Below are 21,779 nucleotides of genomic sequence, written 5' to 3' on the forward strand. Positions count from 1 at the left end.
CCCGCGGCCACCGCCGCCGCCGCGCCGCCGCTGCTGCCGCCCGCGCCGCGCGTCAGGTCGTACGGCGTGCGGGCCGGCGGACCCAGGCGGTTCTCCGTGTAGGCGGGGAGGCCGAATTCGGGCGTGTTCGTCTTGCCCAGCAGCACGCTTCCGCCCCTCTCGCGGAGCAGCGTGACGATGTACGCGTCCACCTCGGCGACCTGCTCCGCGAACACGGACGACCCGGCCGTGAACCGCACTCCCTTGACCGGCGTGAGGTCCTTCACCGCCATCGGCACCCCCAGCAGCGGCGGCAGCTCCCCGCCCTCCTTCAACCGCCGCTCCGCACGGCGGGCATCCGCGAGCGCGTGATCCGCCGTCACGGTGAGGTACGCCCCGACCGCGTCGTTCAGCTCCTCGATCCTGGCCAGGTAATGCGTCGCCAACTCCACCGGCGACAGCTCCCCCCGCCGCATGGCTGCCGCCTGCGCCACCATCGTCAGCTCGTGTGCCTCCGCCATCCCGCCAGGCTAGGCCCTCCGGGGGTGCGCTTGGCCTTTCCCCCACCCACCCGCCCGTTGCCCGGGGCGATTGGCGCGGGCGCTGCGCTCTCGTTCGTGTTCGGGTCGGGGCCGCCGCCGGGGTGAGTCCTAGGAGACGGCTTCTGACCTCCTCCCGGCACCGCATCCTTGCCGCGTCGGTCCGACCCGGCGCCCCGGGCCCACATATCGGGGGCATGTGGGCCTGGGGTGCCGGGTGACACGGACGCGTGGTCCGGGCCAGTAACAGGGCTGGACCGATCGGTGAGTTTCCGGTGCCGGGAGGAGGGCGGGAGGAACCCCCCTCCGGCAGTTGGCGGCCATACGGCCGGAAGGGGTGGGGCGGGGCAGGTCCGTAGAGACGCCAAGGCTACGCAGAACGCCCAGTTCCGAGGTAGCGAGGAACAGGGCGGGCGACCACGCGGCGCCAGCCGCAAATCGACTGCAGCGCTGTCTCATAGGACCCACCCGACACGCCCCCGACCACCCACGAACGCAATGCCCAGGCCCGCCGCCAACCGCACCGGGCAACGGGTGGGTGGGTGGGTGGGTGGGAGCACACCCTGGGGCACACCGGACAAGGAGCACCGGAGCGCGCGTTGACAGCCCCGCAGGGAAGTGGTGGGCTAGCGGCCCATGACTGGCCGTATGAGATCCGCCGCAGCAGGAACGGCCGCCCTGGTGGCGACCGTTGTCGGCGGGATGCTGGCCGGGACGCCGGGGGCGGTGGCCGCGCCGAGGGCGGCGGACAGCGGAGCGGCGATGACCGCGCCAGAGACCGCCACCGCAACGACATCCGTATGGCCGAAGCCGCAGTCGCTGGCCGGGCGGAACGGGTTCGCAGCCATAAAGAACGGCACCGTGACACTGGTCGCCGGGCCGGAGGCCGACCCGTACGCGCTGGAGGCGATCCGGGCCGTGCTGCGCGAGGCCGGCGCCCAGCGCGTGGTCGAGGCAAGCAGCGGCGAGGGCGTGACCGGCACCGTGGTGTACGCGGACGGGCCAGGGGCGGAGAGGGCGTTGCGGCGGCTGGGGGCGGCGGAAACGGGGGATTTGCCGAGCGGTGGATACCGGCTGGCCGTCGGGGAGAAGACGGTGGCCCTCGCGGGGGTGGGCGAGGACGGCCTGTTCCACGCGGCGCAGACGCTGAGGCAGCTGGTGACCGCACAGGGGTTGCCCGGTGTGGTGATCCGGGACTGGCCCGCTACAGGGGTGCGGGGGGTGGCGGAGAGCTTCTACGGCGAGCCGTGGAGCCATGCGCAGCGGCTGGCGCTGCTGGACTTCCTGGGCCGTACGAAGCAGAACCGCTATCTGTACGCCCCGGGCGACGACGCGTACTGGCAGGAACGGTGGCGCGACCCCTACCCGGCTGAGCAGCGGGCGCAGTTCCGGGCGCTGGCGGAGCGGGCGAGGCGTAATCACGTGACGCTGGCCTGGGCGGTGGCGCCGGGGCAGGAGCTGTGTTTCGGCTCGGCGGACGACCGTAAGGCGCTGCTCCGGAAGATCGACGCGATGTGGGCCCTCGGGGTGCGGGCGTTCCAGCTGCAGTTCCAGGACGTGAGTTACAGCGAGTGGCACTGCGGTGCGGACGCGGACACGTACGGCAGCGGCGCGAAGGCGGCCGCCCGCGCGCAGGCCGACGTGGCTAACGCGGTGGCCGAGCACCTGGCGGGGCGGTACGGCAAGGAGGCGGCGGCGCTGTCGCTGCTGCCGACCGAGTACTACCAGGACGGCGTCACCGCGTACCGGACTGCGCTGGCGAAGGCGCTGAACCAGGATGTCCAGGTGGCGTGGACCGGGGTCGGGGTGGTGCCGGAGAAGATCACGGGGGCTCAAATGGCGGGCGCCCGGGCGGCGTTGGGGCATCCGCTGCTGACGATGGACAACTACCCGGTGAACGACTACGCCGAGGACCGGATCTTCCTGGGCCCGTACAGCGGGCGGGAGCCCGCCGTGGCGTCGGCGTCGTCGGGGGTGCTGACGGCGGCGATGCAGCAGCCGGCCGCCTCGCGGATCCCGCTGTTCACGGCGGCCGACTTCGCGTGGAATCCGAGCGCGTACGACAGTGCCTCGTCCTGGCAGGCCGCGATCGACGACCTCGCGGGAACGGACCCCGACAAGCGCGCTTCGCTGCGGGCGCTGGCCGGCAATGACGCGTCGTCCGCGCTGGACGAGGGCGCGGAGTCGGCCTATCTGCAACCGTTGTTGAAGGCCTTCTGGGCGGCTTACGAAGGCGGGGACCATACGGATCTGGAGGCGGCGGCGCAGCGGCTGAGGGCGGCGTTCGCGGCGATGCGGGACGCGCCGGAGCGGCTGGACGGCCTGGCGGACGGCGGGTTCGGCGCCGAGGTGCGGCCCTGGCTGAGTCAGCTCGCGGGGTACGGGAGCGCGGGCGGGAGGGCCGTGGACATGCTGCTGGCCCAGCAGCGCGGGGACGGCGCGGCGGCGTGGCGGAACCGGCTCGCGGTGGAGCGGGCGCGCAAGCGGATAGCGGCGAGCACGGCGACCGTCGGGAACGGGGTGCTCGGGCCTTTCCTGGCCAAGGCCCTGACGACGGCGGACGCGTGGAGCGGCGTCGGCACCGACGCCCGCACGGCTACGGCGACACTGGGCTCGGCGCGGGCCACGGAGTTGTCGTCGATGACGGACGGCAAGGAGGCGACCGCCTGGACGAGTGATGCGCCGCCGCAGAAGGACGACGCCTTCGGGGTGGACCTGGGCACCGCGCGGACGGTGCGCGAGGTGCGGGTCACGATGGGCGCCGAGGACTATCTGCGCGACGCGGTCCTGGAGTACTCGGCGGGCGACGGCTCGGGCTCCGACGGCGGCTGGAAGCAGGCCGGGGTCTTCCGTGACCGGGCGACCGTCACCGCGAGCCTCCCGGCGGGCGCGAAGGCCCGCTACGTTCGGCTGCGGTCGACGTCGGCGCAGGAAAGTGCCGTGTCGGTACGGGAGTTCACGGTCACGACGACCGACGACGAGCGGCCGCCGGACACGTCGCCGGTGACCGACGGGGACCTGACGACTGCGTACCGGGGCACGGGCGGTTCGCTGACGGTCGAGCTGGGCCCGGCGCGGGCGCTGGACGCGGTGACGGTGCTCACCGATCCGGCCGGGGCGGGGAGTTCGCCGGCCTCGGTGGAGGTGCGGGTGCCCGGCGAGGGCTGGCGGCGGATCGGCAGCCTCGGCGGCGGCTGGACGGAGCTGGCCGCACAGGGGGCGCGGGCCGATGCCGTACGGCTGGTGTGGGCGGACGACGCGGACGCGCCGCTGGTCAACGAGATCGTGCCCTGGTACGGGGACCGGCCCGCCGCCCGTATGACCCTCGACCGCACCGAGACCGACGCCGAGATTGGCGGCGACCCCGTGACCGTCTCCGCCCAGCTGGCCGACGACTCGCCCGACGCGGCCCGCGTCACCCTCACCGCCGAACCCCCGGCGGGCGTCACCGCGACCGCCCCGGGCGCCGTGGACCTGCCGCGCGGCGGCACCCTGACGGTGCCGGTCGAGGTGTCGGTGCCCGCGGGCACGGCGGCGGGCACGTACGAGGTGCCGGTCACGCTCGCCGTGGACGGCCGCACGGTCGGGCAGACCGTCACCGTCCACGCCTACCCGCGCACCGGCGGTGCCGACCTCGCCCAGGGCGCGCCGGCCACCTCCTCCGCCGACGAGACCGCCGACTTCCCGGCCTCCGCCATCACCGACGGCGACCCGGCGTCCCGCTGGTCCTCCCCCGTCGACGACCACGCCTGGGTCCAGCTCGAACTGGCCAGGCCCGCCCGGATCGGCCGCGTCGACCTCGTCTGGCAGGACGCCTACGCCTCGCGGTACGAGATCCAGACCTCCGCCGACGGCGTGACCTGGCAGACCGCGGCGACCGTCACGGACGGCGCCCCCGGCGCTCGTACCGTGCGCTTCGACTCCCCCGCCGACGCGCGCTTCGTCCGCGTCCAGGGCGTCGAGCGCGGCACAAAGTACGGCTACTCGCTGTTCTCCGTCAAGGCCTACGCGGTGGCCTCGGGCTGACGGTCCGTAGCGACTTGTCCGGGGCCACACCCGCGTGCCACTATTCACTCAGTACATGTAGCGAGTGAATAGTTACCCGGAGGTCACGGCGACCGCATGAGCACTGCCCACATCCTCCTCAGCCTCCTCGCGTCCGAGGCCGGCCACGGGTACGACCTGAAGCGGCGTCACGACGACCGCTTCCCGCAGGCCCGGCCGCTCGCGTACGGGCAGGTCTACACAACCCTGCAGCGCCTGACCCGCGACGGCCTCGCCGAGGTCGCGAAGACCGAGGACCCGGAGGACAGCGGTGGCCCGGAGCGCACCACGTACCGCATCACCGAGGCCGGCGTCCAGGCGCTGCGCACATGGCTGTCCGAGACCGTGCCTGCGGCGCCGGTGAGCGCCGCGAGCGAGATCTTCGCCAAGGTGGTCGCCATCATGGCGTCCGGCTTCGGCGACCCGGCCGACTTCCTCCGCGACCAGCGCGCCGCGCACCTCACGCGCATGCGCGAACTGACGGCCGCGAAGACCGCGCCCAACGCGACCCTGTCGGCGGTGCTGTCCGCCGACTACGCCCTCAACCACCTCGACGCCGACCTGCGCTGGATGGACACCACCGCGCAGCGACTCGACGCACTGGCCCAGGAGGTCAGAACCTCATGACAACCCCACCACCCCTGATCGAGGCCCGGGACCTGGTGAAGTCGTACGGCGCCGGGCAGGCACCGGCGCTGCGCGGCGCGATCCTGCACCTCGCCCCCGGCGAGATCCTCGCGGTGACGGGGCCGAGCGGCAGCGGCAAGTCGACCCTGCTGCACTGCCTTTCGGGCATCGTGACGCCGGATTCCGGCTCGGTCCGGTACGGGAGCGAACGCCTGGACCAGGCGACGGAGACGCGGCGGTCCGAGCTGCGGCGTACGGAGTTCGGCGTCGTGTTCCAGTTCGGGCAGCTGGTCGGCGAGCTGACCGCCCTCGACAATGTGGCGCTGCCGCTGCTGCTCGCCGGCACCTCCCGGAAGAAGGCCCACGAGAGCGCGGGCGAGTGGCTGGAGCGCTTCGGCGTACGCGGGCAGGCCGCGCTGCGCCCAGGCGAGATGTCCGGCGGACAGGGGCAGCGAGTGGCACTCGCCCGGGCCATGGTGACCCGGCCCAAGGCGCTGTTCGCGGACGAGCCGACCGGAGCCCTGGACTCACTGGCCGGGGAGCAGGTGATGACCGCGCTCGTGCACGCGGCCCGCGAGTCGGGCACGGCGGTGCTGCTGATCACGCACGACGCGCAGGTGGCGGCGTACGCGGACCGCGAGGCGACAGTCAGGGACGGCGCGGTGGCCGGCGAGACGGGCGCGGAGGTGATCCGGTGAGGGGGCTGCGGGCGGACGCGCGGCTGGCCTGGGCGCTGCTGCGGGGGTCGCCGGGCAGCGAGCGGTGGCGGCTGACGCTGACCGGGCTGGGGGCCGTGCTGGGCACGGGCTTCGCGCTGGCGGCGACGGTCGTCGCGGTGATCGGCACCCGCTTCGGCGGCGGAGTCCCCCGGTACACCAACGACCTCCTCAACGAGTCCGGTCTGCGTCCGGGCGTGATCGCCGCCCTCCTGCTGCTGGTCCTCCCGGTGCTGGCCTTCATCGGCCAGTGCACGCGGATCGGCGCCCTCCAGCGCGAGCGGCGGCTGGCCGCCCTGCGCCTGGCCGGGGCGACCCCCCGCCAGGTCCGGCGGATCTCGGCCCTGGAGACAGGCGCGGTGTGCGGGCTGGGGTCGCTGGCGGGGCTTGCGGGCTTCCTGGCGCTGCGGGCGGTGCTCGATGCGGCCCAGGGCGGCTCCGGCCCGCAGACCTGGCCGACCGACGTGCCGGTCCCGTGGGCGGCGGCGGTGCCTGTGGTGCTGGCCGTGCCGGCGCTGGCGACGCTGGAGGCCCGGTTCACGCTGCGCCGGGCGGGCGCCGACCCGCTGGGGGTCGTGTCGAAGGGCCGCCGACCACGCCCCCGGGTGGGGCGAGGGCGGCTGGCGCTGTGGGCGCTGGCACCGCTGGCGCTGCTCGCGGCGACGGGGCTCCAGCTGCTGAACACGTCCGTGCTGAACGGCGGGATGGCGATGTCGGCAGCTCTCGTCATCGCGGTCGTCGTACTGTGCGCGGTCGCGCTGCTGTTCGGCACCGCCGGGCTGGCCCTGGTCACCGGGCGGCTGGCGGCGCGCTCCAGCCGCCCGGCGCTGCTGATCGCCGGGGAGCGGCTGCAGGCCGACCCGTGGGCGGCGGCAAGGTCACACGCGGCGATGCTGCTCACGGCGCTGATCGGGGTCGGCTTCGTGGGCGTACGCCGGATGATGATCGACTATCTGGATGCCTGGCCGGAAAGTTTCGCCATCAACAGCGCCTTCTACACCGACGGCCTCAACCTGACCGGCCTGGCGCTGCTGATCGGCCTCTCGGTCACCATCAGCGGCCTCGTCGTCGGCACAGTCGAGTCGGTGATCACCCGCCGTCGCACCTTGGCGGCGCTGTCCGCCACCGGCGTGCCCCGGTCCGTACTGAGCCGGGCCGTGCTGCTGGAGACGTTTCTGCCCCTGGCGCCGACGATCGCGGTGGCCACCGCCTGCGGCCTGACGGTGGTGGGCTCCCTGCCCTTCGAGGGCACATCGCTCCCGCTGCTCGAACCGCTGCTCACCGCCGCAGCGCTGCTGGCCGCCGCCCTGCTGGCAACGACCGCCTCACTGCCGCTGCTGCGGCGCACGGCGCACCCCGCCGAGTTGCGTTACGAGTGAACAAACCACCGGACCGACCGCCGAAGGGGGGCGGTCGGTCCGGCCACGCAACAGGAGGCACGGAACACGAAAGCCCGGATATCAGGCAGATATGCCGTCTATCCGGGCCATCGCATCCTCCGCGCCGAATGGCTGCAGGTATGGCATCCAGCGCGGGTCCCTATGTCCTGTGCCGATGATCCTCCAGGCCAGGCCGGAGGGCGGCGCGGGTTGATGGCGCATTCGCCAGCCGAGTTCGGCGACATGCCGGTCGGCCTTGACGTGATTGCACCTGCGGCATGCCGCGACCACGTTGTCCCACGTGTGCTGGCCTCCGCGGCTGCGCGGGATCACGTGGTCGACGCTGGTTGCGACGGCACCGCAGTACGCGCACCGGCCGCCGTCCCGGGCGAAAAGGGCTCGCCGGGTCAGGGGCACGGGGCCGCGAAAGGGGACTCGCACGAATTTCGTGAGTTTGACAACACTGGGCGCGGGGAGCGCCCGGGTCGCGCTGTGCATATAGGCGCCGGATTCCTCGAGGCACACGGCCTTCTTATTGAGTACGAGGATGAGCGCGCGTCGGAGCGGTACGACGCCGAGGGGCTCGTACGACGCGTTGAGTACCAGGACATGCGGCACAGGTGCCTCCTTATACGCCGGCGGCGCGTGGCTCGCGCCGGGACGATCTGCCCAACAGTCTCTCCGGAAGCCTGGTCGGTGCGCCACCATGACCGGGTAACGGAGCAGAAGTGTTTTCGACCACACCTGCTCCATCCCCTTTATTCCCGCTGTTCGCGCTCGAACATGACAACGAGGCACCGGGCATCGCCCGTTAGTGTGGTGGACCAGCCCTACCGGAGGTTTCCCTGCTGTGTCCGCATCCACGACGACCACGACGACCAACTTCGACCACGCCCAGGCTTCCGCGACGAACGCCGCGGACTATGTCAGCCAGAACTGGGCCGGATGGCTGGCGGCGGGACTGCAAATCCTGCTGATCGTGGTCATAGCCGTGGTTCTGCGGGTCGCGGTGCGGCGGATGATCACCAAGTTCATCGAGCGGATGAACCGGGGCGCGGAGGCCGCCGGTGCCACCGCACTCGGCGGACTGCTGGTCAACGCGGAGCGGCGGCGGCAGCGCAGCGAGGCGATCGGCTCGGTGCTGCGGAGTGTGGCGTCCTTCGTGATCCTGGGCACCGCGGCGCTGACGGTACTGTCCGTACTGAAGATCAATCTGGCTCCGCTGCTGGCCAGCGCCGGTGTCGCCGGTGTCGCGATCGGCTTCGGCGCGCGCAATCTGGTGACGGACTTCCTCTCCGGCGTCTTCATGATCCTGGAGGACCAGTACGGCGTCGGTGACGTCATCGACGCAGGCGTGGCCAGCGGCACCGTGGTCGAGGTCGGGCTGCGGGTGACCAAGCTGCGCGGTGACGAGGGCGAGATCTGGTACGTCCGCAACGGCGAGGTCAAGCGCATCGGCAACCTCAGCCAGGGCTGGGCCACGGCCTTGGTGGACGTCCAGGTCGGCTATGGGCAGGACCTGGAGCGGGCACGGACCGTGATCACCGCGGCGGCGGAGGAAATGGCCAAGACCCAGCCGTGGGACGAGGCCCTGTGGGAGCCGGTCGAGGTGCTGGGGCTCCAGTCGGTGGCGGCGGACTCCGTGGTGATCCAGGCGCAGGCCAGGACCATGCCCGGCAAGTCCGCGGCCGTCGCGCGCGAGCTGCGCTGGCGGATCAAGCAGGCCTTCGACGAGGCCGGCATCGCCATTGTGGGCGGCACGCCCCTCGCGGCGGCCGACGAGGAGCAGGCGGACCCCGCTGCCGGCGTGGCGGCGCCCTCGGCCCTGTCCAACCCGGACTCCGCGCAGTCGGCGGCCGCCCAGCCGATCGTGAGCCCGCGCCCGCCCGGCAGGTAGGAATCCCGGCAATCCCGGAAACCCGGATTTCGCGCCCCGGTACCGTCATGGTGCCGGGGCTTTTCCGTGTTTTGACGTACGCCTCTTGACGCCCCGGCAGCCTGGGCTTACCTTCCCTTTCATCAACAGGAAAGTTTCCTAACTATCTGGGTGATGGGAGGATGGCGCGCATGGCAGTTGGCACCCCCGGAACCCCCGGCACACCGCGCGTACTGCGCGCCATGAACGACCGTGCGGCCCTGGATCTGCTCCTGGAGCACGGCCCTCTCTCCCGCACCCGGATCGGCAAGCTGACCGGGCTGTCGAAGCCGACGGCCTCGCAGCTCCTGGCCAGGCTCGAAGCGGCCGGCCTGGTGGTCGCCACCGGCACGACCGCCGGGCGCCCCGGCCCCAACGCCCAGCTCTACGCGGTCAATCCCACCGCCGCCCACGTGGCCGGGCTCGATGTCACCGCCGAGCGGATCCGGGCGGCGGTCGCCGACATCACCGGCAAGGTCGCCGGCGAGTTCGAACTCCCGACACCGGGCCGCCGTGCCCAGGGCACCGTCGAGCAGGTGCTGCAGGCCGTTGACGGCGCCGCCAAGGCCGCCGGGGTGCTGCGGGGCGACCTGCACCGCATCGTCATCGGCACCCCGGGCGCCTTCGACCCCAGCACCGGACGGCTGCGGTACGCCAGCCACCTCCCGGGCTGGCACTCCCCGGCTCTGCTGGAGGAACTGGCCGCTGCGCTGCCCGTACCACTGGAGTACGACAACGACGTGAACCTGGCCGCGGTGGCCGAGCAGCGGCTCGGCGCGGCCAAGGACCACGAGGACTTCGTCCTGCTGTGGAATGAGGGCGGCATCGGCGCCGCCATCGTCCTCGGCGGACGGCTGCACCGGGGCTGGACCGGCGGCGCCGGCGAGGTCGGCTTCATGCCGGTGCCGGGCACACCGCTCGTACGGCATGTGGCCAAGGCCAATGCGGGCGGCTTCCAGGAACTAGCCGGCTGCAACGCCGTCCTGCGCTTCGCGCGTGAGCTGGGACTGCCGGAACCGCAGGGCTCACTCGCGGACGCGGCGGCCGCGCTGGTGAGCGAGGCCGCGGGGGCGGAGGACGGCCCGTACGCGGAGTTGCTGCACCGCTTCGCGACCGGCCTCGCGGTGGGGCTCGCCTCGCTGGTGACCGTGCTCGACCCCGAACTGATCGTCCTGTCCGGCGGAGTGGTCGCCGCCGGCGGGGAGAACCTCCGTGCCCTGGTCCGGACCGAGCTCGCCGAACTGGCCGTACCCCGGCCCCGTTTGGTGCTCGGCACGGTCCAGGAGCACCCCGTCCTGTGCGGGGCGCTGCAGAGCGCCCTCGCCACCACCCGCGACGAGGTGTTCGACACCTCCCGCTGACCCACCCGCACACGTAGGCCCTGTCGGACCGGCATCCTTGGCCGGCCCGCCGACCTCGCACACCCTTCGCACCCCCTCTTCGCCCCCTCTTCAACCGTTCCCCGGAGGAAGCGCAGTGTCACGTCTGACGAAGGCAGCCGCCGCCATCGCGGCAACCGCCGCCATATCCCTGCTGGCGAGCGCGTGTACGGGCTCCAGCGAGAGCGCCGCAAACGACGACCCGAACAAGGACGTCACCATCACCTTCTGGCACGGCTGGTCCGCGCCCAGCGAGGTGAAGGCGATCAACGCCAACATCAAGGCCTTCGAGAAGGTCCACCCCAACATCCACGTCAAGGTCCAGGGCAACATCACCGACGACAAGATCAACCAGGCGCTGCGGGCCGGCGGCGCCGGCGCCCCGGACGTCGTCTCGTCCTTCACCACCGACAACGTCGGCAAGTTCTGCTCGTCGAAGGCCTTTGCCGACCTCTCGCCCTTCCTGAAGAAGTCCGGAATCGACCCTGCCAAGACCTTCCCGACGGCAATGCTGGAGTACACCCAGTTCGAGGGGAACCGCTGCTCACTGCCGCTGCTCGGTGACGCGTACGGCCTCTACTACAACAAGGACGCCTTCAAGGCCGCCGGGATCACCTCGCCGCCCAGGACGATGTCGGAGTTCAAGGCCGACGCCGTCAAGTTGACGAAGACCAAGAGCGATTCGTACTCCCAGCTCGGCTTCATGCCGGACTTCCACGGCTACGAGTCCACCACCACGCACCTGTCCGCGCAGTGGAGCCCCACCTACTTCGACAAGAACGGCAAGTCCAACGTCTCCAAGGACCCCGCCTTCGCCTCCATGTTCAACTGGCAGCAGGACATGGTGAAGGCGCTGGGCGGCTTCACCAAGCTGGAGAAGTACCGCACCACCTTCGGTGACGAGTGGGACGCCAAGAACCCCTTCCAGACCGGGCAGGTGGCCATGGCCATCGACGGTGAGTGGCGGGCCGGGATGGCCGAGGACGCGGGCGTGAAGTTCCCGATCGGCGTGGCGCCCTTCCCGGTGCCGGACGACCAGGCAGCCTCGTACGGTAAGGGCTACGTCACCGGCACGATCATCGGCATCGCCAACACCAGCGCCAAGAAGAACGCGGCCTGGGAGCTGGTGAAGTACATGACCACGGACACCGACGCGGTGGTGAGCTTCGCCAACGCCATCCACAATGTGCCGTCCACCTACGCCGCTCTGAAGTCCCCGAAGCTCAGCACCGATCCCGCCTTCCAGACCTTCGTCAAGATCGCCCAGAACCCGGGCAGCAACACCACCCCGCCCAGCGTCAACGGCGGCACGTACCAGCTGACGCTCCAGGACTTCGGCTACGCGTACGAATCCGGCAAGCAGACCGACCTCACGGCCGGCCTCAAGGGTGTCGACACGCAGGTCGACAAGGACATCGCGCAGGCCAAGTGATGAGCACCGCAACCGGCACCGTCCACCCCATGCTGAAGGCCAAGCGCCGCCGCGAGACACTGCGCAACCTGGCCTTCCTGTCGCCCTGGCTGATCGGCTTCACCGTCTTCTTCGCCTATCCGCTGGTCTCGACCGTCTACTTCTCCTTCATGAAGTACGACGGCTTCGCCGCCCCCACCTGGAACGGCGCCAAGAACTGGTCGTACGTCTTCAACGACTACCCCTTCTTCTGGCCCGCGCTGCGCAACACCCTGTGGCTGGTCGTGGTCATGGTCAGCCTGCGGGTCGTCTTCGGGCTCGGCATCGGCCTGCTGATCACCAAGATCAAGACCGCCCCCGGGCTCTTCCGCACCGCCTTCTACCTGCCCTACCTGGCCCCGCCGGTGGCCGCGACCATGGCCTTCGCCTTCCTGCTCAACCCCGGCACCGGCCCGGTCAACCACCTGCTCGGCGACCTCGCCCTGCCGCAGCCCGGCTGGTTCAACGACCCCGGCTGGTCCAAGCCCGCGCTGACCCTGCTGGCGCTGTGGGGGATCGGCGACCTCATGGTCATCTTCATGGCCGCGCTGCTCGACGTGCCCAAGGAGCAGTACGAGGCCGCCGAGCTGGACGGCGCGGGCCCCTGGTCGCGCTTCCGGTACGTGACGCTGCCGAACATCTCGCCGATCGTGATGTTCGCCGTGGTCACCGGCGTGATCCAGACCATGCAGTACTACACGCAGCCCCTGGTGGCCGGGAAGGTCGCCAGCGGAGTCATCGGCGGCTCGGGCCAACAGTTCGAGCCCGGGTACCCGGACAAGTCCACCCTCACCCTGCCCCAGCTCGTCTACAACCTCGGCTTCCAGCGCTTCGACACCGGCTCCGCGTGCGTGATCGCCCTCGTACTCTTCGCGCTCGCGATGATGTTCACCGCGCTGCTCATGCGCCGCCGCAGCGGCTTCCTGTCGGCGGAGGACTGATCCCCATGACCACCAACTCGACCCTGGCGCCCCCGGCCGCCGCTCCTCAACTGGCGGCGTCGGCCCACGCCAAGCGCGCCGCGACCCGCCGGGCCGCACTGGAGTGGATCGCGGTGCACGCGCTCGGCATCGCGGCCACGCTCTTCTTCGTCCTGCCGTTCGTCTTCGTCCTCCTGACGGCCGTGATGACGGACAACCAGGCGCTCACCGGCGACCTGTGGCCGAAGGACTGGCGGTGGAGCAACTTCGGCACCGTGTGGAACACCCCCGGCTTCCTCACCTGGTGGCGCAACACCCTGCTCTACGCCGGGCTGGGGACGCTGCTCACCGTGGTGTCCAGCACCCCGGTCGCGTACGCGCTGGCCAAGTTCCGCTTCCGGGGCCGCAATACGGCGATGATGCTGGTCATCGCCACGATGATGCTGCCCCCGCAGGTCATCATCGTCCCGATGTATCTGTTCTGGGCCAAGCAGCTGCACATGTCGGGCACCCTGTGGCCGCTGATCATCCCGCTCGCCTTCGGTGACGCGTTCTCCATCTTCCTGCTGCGGCAGTTCCTGCTGACCATCCCCAAGGAATACACCGACGCCGCCCGGGTCGACGGCTGCGGAGACCTGCGCACCATGCTGCGGGTCGTCCTGCCGATGGCCAAGCCGGCCATCGCCGCCGTCGCCCTCTTCCAGTTCTTCTGCTGCTGGAACGACTACTTCGGCCCACAGATCTACGCCAGCGAGAACCCGGCCGCCTGGACGCTGAGTTACGGCCTGGAGTCCTTCAAGGGGGCCCACCACACCAACTGGAATCTGACGATGGCCGCCACGGTGCTGGTGATGGCTCCCGTGATCGTCGTCTTCTTCTTCGCCCAAAAAGCCTTCATCGAAGGCGTGACCCTGACAGGAGTGAAGGGATGAAGCTTGCGGTGGTTGGCGGCGGGTCCACCTACACGCCCGAACTCATCGACGGATTCGCCCGTTTGCGTGACACCCTGCCCGTCGAGGAGCTGGTGCTTGTCGACCCGGCTGCCGAGCGCCTCGCGCTCGTCGGCGGGCTCGCCCGGCGGATCTTCGAACGGCAGGGCCACCCCGGCAAGGTCACCACGACCTCGGACCTGGACGCGGGCGTGGCCGGCGCGGACGCCGTACTGCTGCAACTGCGGATCGGCGGGCAGGCGGCCCGTAACGAGGACGAGACCTGGCCGCTGGAGTGCGGCTGCGTCGGCCAGGAGACCACCGGCGCGGGCGGCCTGGCGAAGGCGCTGCGCACAGTGCCGGTCGTCCTGGACATCGCCGAGCGGGTACGCAAGGCGGCGCCGGACGCCTGGATCATCGACTTCACCAACCCGGTGGGGATCGTGACCCGTGCGCTGCTGAAGGCCGGGCACCGCGCGGTCGGGCTGTGCAACGTCGCGATCGGTTTCCAGCGACGGTTCGCCCGGCTGCTGGACGTCACCCCGGACCAGGTGCACCTGGACCACGTGGGGCTCAACCACCTCACCTGGGAGCGGTCGGTGCGCCTCGGCGGCCCGGACGGCGCGGACGTACTGCCCAAACTGCTGGCCGAGCACGGCGATGCGATCGCCGGCGACCTGCACCTGCCGCGCGCGGTCCTGGACCGGCTCGGCGTCGTGCCCTCGTACTACCTGCGCTACTACTACGCCCACGACGAGGTCGTACGAGAGCTGATGTCCAAGCCCTCGCGGGCCGCCGAGGTGGCCGCCATCGAATTGCAGCTCCTGGAGATGTACGCCGACCCGACCCTGGACGAGAAGCCCGAGCTGCTGGCCCGGCGCGGCGGCGCCTTCTACTCCGAGGTCGCGGTCGCCCTGGCCTCCTCCCTGCTGCGGGACAGCGGTGACGTACAGGTCGTCAACAGCTTCAACAACGGCACCCTCCCCTTCCTCCCCGACGACGCCGTCATCGAGGTCCCCGCGACCGTGGACGCCACCGGCGCCTCGCCGCTGCCCGTCCCACCCCTCGACCCGCTCTACAGCGGCCTGATCGCCAATGTCACGGCGTACGAGGACCTGGCTCTCGACGCCGCTCTCCGCGGCGGCCGGGACCGGGTCTTCAAGGCGCTGCTGTCCCATCCGCTGATCGGTCAGTACGAGTACGCCGAAGCCCTGACCGACCGTCTCATCGCGCACAACCGGGAGCATCTCGCGTGGACCTGACGCCACAACCTCTGGTCCTCGCCGTCGACGCAGGCAACAGCAAGACCGATGTGGCGATCGTCGCCGCCGACGGGTCGGTGCTCGGCACCGCCCGCGGCGGCGGCTTCCAGCCCCACATCACCGGCGCGGAGGCGGCGGTGGGGGCCCTGGCCCTCATCGTGGCGGACGCGGCGGAAGCGGCCGGCCTGTCCGTCACGCCGGGCGTCCCGCTGGTCGAGCATGTGTCGGCGTGCCTGGCCAACGCCGATCTGCCCGCCGAGGAACGGGAGCTCGGACTCGCGGTCGACGCGCGTGGATGGGGCCGCAGCACGCAGGTGGCCAATGACACCTTCGGCCTGCTGCGGGCCGGCGTCGACGCGCCGCGCGGGGTCGCCGTGGTCTGCGGCGCGGGCATCAACTGCGCCGGGATGCTGCCCGACGGCCGTACCGCCCGCTTCCCGGCGGTCGGGCGCATCTCCGGTGACTGGGGCGGCGGTTACGGCCTGGCCGAGGAGGCGCTGTGGTGGGCCGCCCGCGCCGAGGACGGCCGCGGGGGCCCGACCGCGCTGGCGGAGACGCTGCCGGCGCACTTCGGGCTGCCCTCGATGTACGCGCTGATCGAGGCCCTGCACCTGGGACACCTCGCCGTCCACCGCCGGTACGAACTGGCACCGGTGCTCTTCTCGACCGCCGAGGCCGGCGATCCGGTCGCCCGGGCCATCGTCATGCGCCAGGCCGAGGAGATCGTCACACTGGCCTGCGTCGCCCTGGAACGCCTGGACCTGCTCGGCGAGGAGGCCGACGTGGTGCTCGGCGGCGGGGTCCTCGCCGCCCGCCACCCGCTGCTGATGGACGCCATCGCCGAGGGCCTCGGCGCCCGCGCCCCCAAGGCCGTCATCGCCGTCGTCACCGCCCCGCCGGTGCTCGGCGCCGCCCTGCTCGGCCTGGACCACACCGGCGCCGGCCACAAGGTCCAGGTCCGGCTGCGGGCGCACTACGGGACGGGGGAACCGGAGGAGCACGCCATGCGTGAAGACTGACAAGGGAGCTGGGCGGTGGGGGCGCAAGATCCACGCATTACCGATGCGGATTGTCAGTATCTGCGGCCATACTGCTGACCAGGAGATTGACCCCGCGTACGCGGGGTCGGTCCAGGGGGGAGGGTCAGTGACGCAAACGCAGTATTCCGGGCGTCCCGGCGACGGCGTCGACGTGATCGCGTCCGCGACCGGGTCGGACGCCCCGCGGCGCAGGCCGGCATGGGCCGAACAGCCGGGCAGGCTGCGGGAGGCAGCGACCACCGAGCCGGGACGGCTGCGGGTCATCGGCGCGCTGCTGGCCGTCCTCGTGGTGGCCTTCGGCGCGGTCACCGCATGGCAGATCACCGACCGCGCCGCCGCCGCCGACAACGTGGTCAACCGCAGCGAGCCGCTGAGTTCCCGGGCCGCCGACATCTACCGCTCACTCGCGGACGCGGACACCACCGCCGCCGGCGGCTTCCTCGCAGGCCGGCAGGACCCGGCGGACGCGCGGAAGCGCTACAACGACGACATCCGCATCGCCTCCCGGTACATCGCCGAGGCCGCCGCCGCCTCGGAGGGCTCGGACCAGGCGAAGGCCCAGATCGAGAAGCTCAACGAGCAACTGCCGGTCTACACCGGCTACGTCGAGCGAGCCCGGGCCAACAACCGCCTGGGATACCCGGTCGGCGGCGCCTATCTGCGCCGCGCGAACACGACGATGACCCAGGAGATCCTCCCCGCCGCCAAGGAGCTCTACCGCATAGAGACCGCCCGGCTTGGCGCGGACTACGCGGACGCCAAGGCCCTGCCCTGGGCCGCCTGGGGACTCGGCGTCCTGGCCCTGGGCGCCCTGGTCTGGGCGCAGCGCCGCAGCTACCGGCGTACGAACCGGGTCTTCAACCAGGGCCTGGTGGCCGGCTCGGCCGCGACCGCCGTGGTCCTGATGTGGCTGGTGGTCGGGCACAGCCTGGCCCGCATCCAGCTCAACGACTCGTACGTGAACGGCGCCAGGTCGCTTCAGGTGCTCAACACGGCCCGGATCGAGTCGCTGCAGGCCCGGGCGAACGAGAATCTGACCCTGGTGGCGCGTGGCAGCGGCGCGTCCTACAACGATGCGTACCGGGCCGAGTTGCAGGACCTCGCGGGCAAGGGCGCGAACGGGAAGACCGGTCTGCTGGCACAGGCGCTGTCAATGGCCGACGACGCCAAGGGCAGGGATACGGTCAAGACGGCCATGAAGGCCGCCCAGGCGTGGTGGGCTCTCAACGCCACGGCCCGCAAGGACGACGACTCCGGCGAATACCAGGACGCCCTGGCCCGGACGATCGGCGGCAACCTCAAGTCCGGTCAGAAGGCTGCGCAGTACACGGCCCAGTGTTTCGACGCCGTCGATACGAATCTTGCGACGGCCGTCGCCCACGAGCACACGGCGTTCCAGCGGTCCGCCAACGACGGGCGTGGGGCACTGGGCGGGCTGGCGGCTGGGGCCGCACTGCTCGCGGTGCTCGGCGCGGCAGGCGCGGCCCTCGGAATCGGGCGCCGGCTGTCGGAGTACCGGTGAGCGGCGGAGGGAGGAAGTCGATGTTGTTGAGCGGGAGACGGAAGCTGCGGGGCTGGGGCGGGGTGGCCGGGATGGCCGCCGCATGCATGCTGGCGGTCTCCGCCACCGCGCTGCCCCTGCACGACCAGGCGGACACGGCGGCCGGGCGGGACACCCCGCTGAGGACCCAGAACAAGCAGGTCTCGGCCACCGACACCAGCTGCGGCCAGCACCCGGAGGCGAGCCTCACGCCCTCCACCGCGAGCGGCCCGGCCGTCGACCGGATCAAGAAGGCGGGCAAGCTGGTCGTCGGCGTCGACCAGAACAGCTACCGCTGGGGCTATCGTGACGCGGCCAGCGGCGACATCGTCGGGTTCGACATCGACCTGGTCAAGGCCATCGCCAAGGACATCCTCGGCGACGAGAACGCGGTGCAGTACAAGACCGTGCCGACCAGCAAGCGCTTCGAGGCGATCAGGAAGCACCAGGTGGACATGGTGGTGCGCACCGTCACCATCAACTGCCAGCGCATAACCGAGGAGAAGGTCGCGTTCTCCACCGCCTACTTCCAGGCCGGGCAGCAGCTGCTCGTGCCGCGCCAGGGCTCCACCATCAAGGATTTCAACAACACCCTGAACGGGAAGAAGGTCTGCACGGCGAAGACCTCGACCGGTCAGGCCAAGCTGGAGGAGCAACCGCACGGATCGCACATCGTCCTCGTCGACAACCAGTTGGACTGCCTGGTACTGCTCCAACTGGGCGAAGTCGACGCCGTCTTCACCGACAACGCACTGGCCGCCGGACAGGCCGCCCAGGACCCCGCCGTCCACCTGGTCGGCAAGCCCGCGACCACGGAGTACTACGGCGTGGCCATGAACTCCGGCGACACCGACCTGGTGCGCCGCGTCAACCAGGTCCTGGAGAACTACCGCAGTGGCGGGACCGGCAGCCAGTGGGAGCAGGCGTACCGTACCTGGCTGAAGGCCGTGCTTCCCGGCATCGACGGGCCGCCCGCGCCGCTTTACAAGAACGGATAGACCACAGGCATCAGAGGGGCCAGAGGGACCGGCGCACGACACGACGACACGAGAGAAGGTGCGATGGCGGTCGCGGGACCATCCGGACCGGCGCTGAGCCGTGAGGAGGTGGACCGTGCGCTCGCGCGGCTCGGCGAGGAGCACGAGGCGATCGAGTCGTCCCTCTTCGCGCTCCAGGACCACTCGGGCCGCAGGCTCCTGGAGGGCGCCGAGCTGACCGGCACCACCAAGGACCGGTGGGCCGAGACCGAGCAGGCCATCACCCTGCTCTGGGCGCACTTCGAGGCGTACACCGACGCCCTGACCACCGCCCGCGCGCTGCGCGGCCGCCGTCGCTGGCCCACCCAGACCGAGCTGAACGAGCTGACCGAGCTGCTGTGCGGCTCCGGCGTCACCGTGGCCGGCGGCACCGTCCCGGACGCCGCTCGCACGCTCACGGGGCCGGCCCGGCTCAGCGAACGGCTCAGCCTGGAACAGCTGTTGGCGCGGATGAACGACTGGTACAGCCAGGCGATGGAGATGGTCGCCGCCGCCGACGCCGTGTGGTCCGCGCTGCCCGCCCGCGTAGACCTGCTCGCCGCCGAGGCCCAGCGGGTGCGTTCCCTCGCCCACTCCGTCGGGGTGCGACCGGGCGCCCACCCGGCCGGCGACGATCTGGAGGAGCTGCTCCACGGGCTCACCGACCTCAGATCCGAAGTGGTCACCGACCCGCTCTCGTTCTTCACCGGCGGCCGCCCCGACACCTCCCGCTACGACCGCTCGGGCATGGCGCTGGAGGACATACGCCGGGAGGTCGAGGCAGTCCTGCATGTGCGCGACGACGCCGACCACCGGCTGATGCGGCTGCGCGACGTGCTGTCCCGGGCCGACCGCACCCTCACCGAGGCACGCAGCGCGCGCGGCGAGGTGCTCGCCAAGATCGCGGCCTCCGAGGTGCCCGCGGTCAGCGGCGCGCCCGCCGCGCTCCCCGAGCAGCTGGCCGCCGCCGCCGAATACCGCCGTACGGGCCAGTGGCACCGCCTCTCACCGCTGCTCGACAGCCTCGAGGAGAGCGCCGACGAGGAACTGCTGCGCGCCCGCGACTCGCTGACCGCCGTCACCGCGCCGCTGGCCGTCCGCGCCGAGCTGCGCGGACGCCTCGACGCCTACCGGGCGAAGGTCTCCCGGCACGGCATGGCCGAGGACCTGCTGCTCGTCGAACGGTACGACCAGGCCCGGCGTCTGCTGTGGAGCGCGCCCTGCGATCTGCGTGCCGCCGAGCACGCCGTGCTGCGCTACCAACAGGCTGTCGCCGAGGCCGTGGTGCCACGGCAGGCGGGGCCTGTCGATCACATGGGGGATGGACGATGAAGTGCCAGCGGCCGGGCTGCACCGGCACCATCGAGGACGTCGGCAGCGGCGACCTGTACTGCGACACCTGCGGACTCGCTCCGGTACCGGAGCCCGCGAGTGCCGGCGGCGGCTCGGGGCCCTCCGGCTCCGGGCGTTCCGGCTCGCTCGCGGGCAGCCGCAGCGGCTCCGCCGGGGCCTCGGGCGCTTCGCGCGCCTCACGCCGCTCGGTGTCCGGCCGGCTGTCGCGTTCGCTGAGCGGTGGCACGACCGGCCGCTCGGTGTCCGTACGCAGCTCCAGCAGCAGCGGCCCCACCCGGGGCAAGCTCGGCGCCGGACTGGTGACGGTGCCGCCGATCCCCAAGCCCGACCCGGCTGCCGCCGTGCTCAAGGACCCCCAGGTCCCGGAGCGCAAGCGCTTCTGCAGCAAGGGCGAGTGCGGGGCCCCGGTGGGCCGTTCGCGCGGTGACCGGCCCGGCCGGACCGAGGGCTTCTGCACCAAGTGCGGCCACCCGTACAGCTTTACGCCCAAGCTGCGGACCGGCGATGTGGTGCACGGGCAGTACGAGGTCGCGGGCTGCCTCGCGCACGGCGGCCTCGGCTGGATCTATTTGGCCATCGACCATGCGGTCAGCGACCGCTGGGTCGTCCTCAAGGGCCTGCTCGACACCGGTGACGAGGACGCGCTGGCCGCGGCCCTGTCCGAGCGGCGGTTCCTCGCGGAGATCGTGCACCCGAACATCGTCCGCATCATCAACTTCGTCGAGCACCTCGACCACAACACCGGCTCCCTCGACGGCTACATCGTCATGGAGTACGTCGCCGGCAAGTCGCTCAAGGAGATCGCCAACGAGCGTCGCACCCCGGACGGCAAGCGCGAACCGCTGCCGGTCGACCAGGCCATCGCGTACGCCCTCGAAGCCCTGGACGCGCTCGGCTATCTGCACAGCCGCAATCTGCTCTACTGCGACTTCAAGGTCGACAACGCCATCCAGACCGAGGACCGGCTCGAGCTCATCGACATGGGCGCCGTCCGCCGGATGACCGACCACGACAGCGCGATCTACGGCACCCCCGGCTACCAGGCGCCCGAGATCGCCGAGCTCGGCCCGTCCGTCGCCTCCGACCTGTACACGGTCGCGCGGACCCTCGCCGTCCTCACCTTCGACTTCCAGGGCTATCAGAACGTCTTCGCGGACAGCCTCCCCGACCCGGACAACATCGAGGTCTTCTCGACGTACGAGTCCTTCTACCGGCTGCTGGTCCGGGCCACCGACCCGGATCCGGGCAAGCGCTTCTCCTCCGCGCAGGAGATGTCGGACCAGCTGCTGGGCGTGCTGCGCGAGGTGGTCGCCCTGCAGACCGGCCGGCCCCGGCCCGCGATGTCGACCCTGTTCGGGCCGGAACTTCGGGTCGTGGACACGGAGCTGGTGTATCCGCTGGCGGGGGACGCGTCGGTGCTCGGCGGCGCGGACCGCGGGCTCCAGCGTGAGCTGCGCCGCAAGGCGTCGGCCCGCGCGAAGGGTACGAACGGCTCGAACGGCAACCCGGCGGCGCTGCTCGCCGAGCACATCGCCGCGCTCAGCCCCGGCGGCGCATCGGCCCCGGCGCCGGTCCTGACACCGGCCCCCGCGCCCGCTCAACTGCCGCCCGGGGCGGCCCGGTACAGCCCGACGGTGCCCGGCACGCGGTACACCGTCCCGGCGCAGGCGGGGGCACCGGCCGCCGAGGCC

The 21,779-nt window shown here is 71.5% G+C and carries 17 protein-coding genes; 15 read left to right on the forward strand and 2 right to left on the reverse strand.

The features are described 5' to 3' along the window. Window positions 1-500 (reverse strand): amidase family protein (locus EFK10_RS33415; RefSeq protein WP_164836251.1); only part of this gene is annotated, 500 nt, incomplete at its 3' end. Window positions 501-1,166: 666 nt separating this feature from the next. Here EFK10_RS33415 and EFK10_RS33420 point away from each other — a divergent pair. The 4 genes from EFK10_RS33420 (at window position 1,167) to EFK10_RS33435 (ending at window position 7,284) form a co-directional block, all read left to right on the forward strand. Further along, entirely contained in the window at window positions 1,167-4,544 is a 3,378-nt protein-coding gene (locus EFK10_RS33420; protein WP_240677635.1) for a beta-N-acetylglucosaminidase domain-containing protein, read from the forward strand. 96 nt (window positions 4,545-4,640) lie between these two features. Then, window positions 4,641-5,189: a PadR family transcriptional regulator gene (locus EFK10_RS33425; protein WP_127359404.1), complete on the forward strand. Its 549-nt coding sequence runs from the start codon at window positions 4,641-4,643 to the stop codon at window positions 5,187-5,189. Then, window positions 5,186-5,887, forward strand: coding sequence for an ABC transporter ATP-binding protein (locus EFK10_RS33430; protein WP_127359405.1), 702 nt, complete (start codon window positions 5,186-5,188; stop codon window positions 5,885-5,887). Before EFK10_RS33425 ends, EFK10_RS33430 begins: the two co-directional genes overlap by 4 nt. Next, window positions 5,884-7,284 (forward strand): FtsX-like permease family protein, encoded by a 1,401-nt coding sequence (locus EFK10_RS33435; protein WP_240677636.1) that lies wholly within the window; start codon window positions 5,884-5,886, stop codon window positions 7,282-7,284. The genes EFK10_RS33430 and EFK10_RS33435 overlap by 4 nt, the downstream gene beginning before the upstream one ends. Window positions 7,285-7,365: 81 nt before the next feature. On the opposite strand, the gene EFK10_RS33440 is transcribed toward EFK10_RS33435, so the two are convergent. After that, the gene (locus tag EFK10_RS33440) at window positions 7,366-7,902 is read right to left on the reverse strand and encodes an HNH endonuclease (protein ID WP_127359406.1); all 537 of its coding nucleotides are present in this window, start codon (window positions 7,900-7,902) and stop codon (window positions 7,366-7,368) included. 232 nt (window positions 7,903-8,134) lie between these two features. Here EFK10_RS33440 and EFK10_RS33445 point away from each other — a divergent pair, with 232 nt between their 5' ends. The 11 genes from EFK10_RS33445 to EFK10_RS33495 form a co-directional block, all read left to right on the forward strand. Next, window positions 8,135-9,181: a mechanosensitive ion channel family protein gene (locus EFK10_RS33445; RefSeq protein WP_127359407.1), complete on the forward strand. Its 1,047-nt coding sequence runs from the start codon at window positions 8,135-8,137 to the stop codon at window positions 9,179-9,181. 170 nt (window positions 9,182-9,351) lie between these two features. Continuing rightward, on the forward strand, window positions 9,352-10,560 hold the full coding sequence (locus EFK10_RS33450) for an ROK family transcriptional regulator (protein ID WP_407647203.1): 1,209 nt from the start codon (window positions 9,352-9,354) through the stop codon (window positions 10,558-10,560). 115 nt (window positions 10,561-10,675) lie between these two features. Next, window positions 10,676-12,010 carry an ABC transporter substrate-binding protein gene (locus EFK10_RS33455; RefSeq protein ID WP_127359409.1) on the forward strand — a complete coding sequence of 445 codons (1,335 nt, stop codon included), beginning with the start codon at window positions 10,676-10,678 and terminating at the stop codon, window positions 12,008-12,010. Continuing rightward, window positions 12,010-12,969 carry a carbohydrate ABC transporter permease gene (locus tag EFK10_RS33460; RefSeq protein ID WP_127359410.1) on the forward strand — a complete coding sequence of 320 codons (960 nt, stop codon included), beginning with the start codon at window positions 12,010-12,012 and terminating at the stop codon, window positions 12,967-12,969. Before EFK10_RS33455 ends, EFK10_RS33460 begins: the two co-directional genes overlap by 1 nt. A 5-nt stretch (window positions 12,970-12,974) precedes the next feature. After that, window positions 12,975-13,880 (forward strand): carbohydrate ABC transporter permease, encoded by a 906-nt coding sequence (locus EFK10_RS33465; RefSeq protein WP_127359411.1) that lies wholly within the window; start codon window positions 12,975-12,977, stop codon window positions 13,878-13,880. Continuing rightward, window positions 13,877-15,139: a 6-phospho-beta-glucosidase gene (locus tag EFK10_RS33470; RefSeq protein WP_127359412.1), complete on the forward strand. Its 1,263-nt coding sequence runs from the start codon at window positions 13,877-13,879 to the stop codon at window positions 15,137-15,139. Before EFK10_RS33465 ends, EFK10_RS33470 begins: the two co-directional genes overlap by 4 nt. Further along, a complete protein-coding gene (locus tag EFK10_RS33475) occupies window positions 15,136-16,158 on the forward strand; it encodes an N-acetylglucosamine kinase (protein WP_407647205.1) in 1,023 nt (340 codons plus the stop codon). Before EFK10_RS33470 ends, EFK10_RS33475 begins: the two co-directional genes overlap by 4 nt. A gap of 127 nt (window positions 16,159-16,285) precedes the next feature. After that, window positions 16,286-17,701 carry a hypothetical protein gene (locus EFK10_RS33480; RefSeq protein ID WP_240677637.1) on the forward strand — a complete coding sequence of 472 codons (1,416 nt, stop codon included), beginning with the start codon at window positions 16,286-16,288 and terminating at the stop codon, window positions 17,699-17,701. Window positions 17,702-17,721: 20 nt separating this feature from the next. Beyond that, window positions 17,722-18,717, forward strand: a complete 996-nt coding sequence (locus EFK10_RS33485) for a glutamate ABC transporter substrate-binding protein (protein WP_127359414.1) — start codon at window positions 17,722-17,724, stop codon at window positions 18,715-18,717. A gap of 63 nt (window positions 18,718-18,780) precedes the next feature. Then, on the forward strand, window positions 18,781-20,067 hold the full coding sequence (locus EFK10_RS33490; protein ID WP_127359415.1) for a hypothetical protein: 1,287 nt from the start codon (window positions 18,781-18,783) through the stop codon (window positions 20,065-20,067). Next, the coding region (locus EFK10_RS33495; RefSeq protein ID WP_164836252.1) for a serine/threonine protein kinase at window positions 20,064-21,779 on the forward strand (1,716 nt) is incomplete at its 3' end. The genes EFK10_RS33490 and EFK10_RS33495, both read left to right, overlap by 4 nt.

The sequence above is a fragment of the Streptomyces soli genome (genome assembly GCF_003999195.1).
Taxonomy (GTDB): domain Bacteria; phylum Actinomycetota; class Actinomycetes; order Streptomycetales; family Streptomycetaceae; genus Actinacidiphila; species Actinacidiphila soli.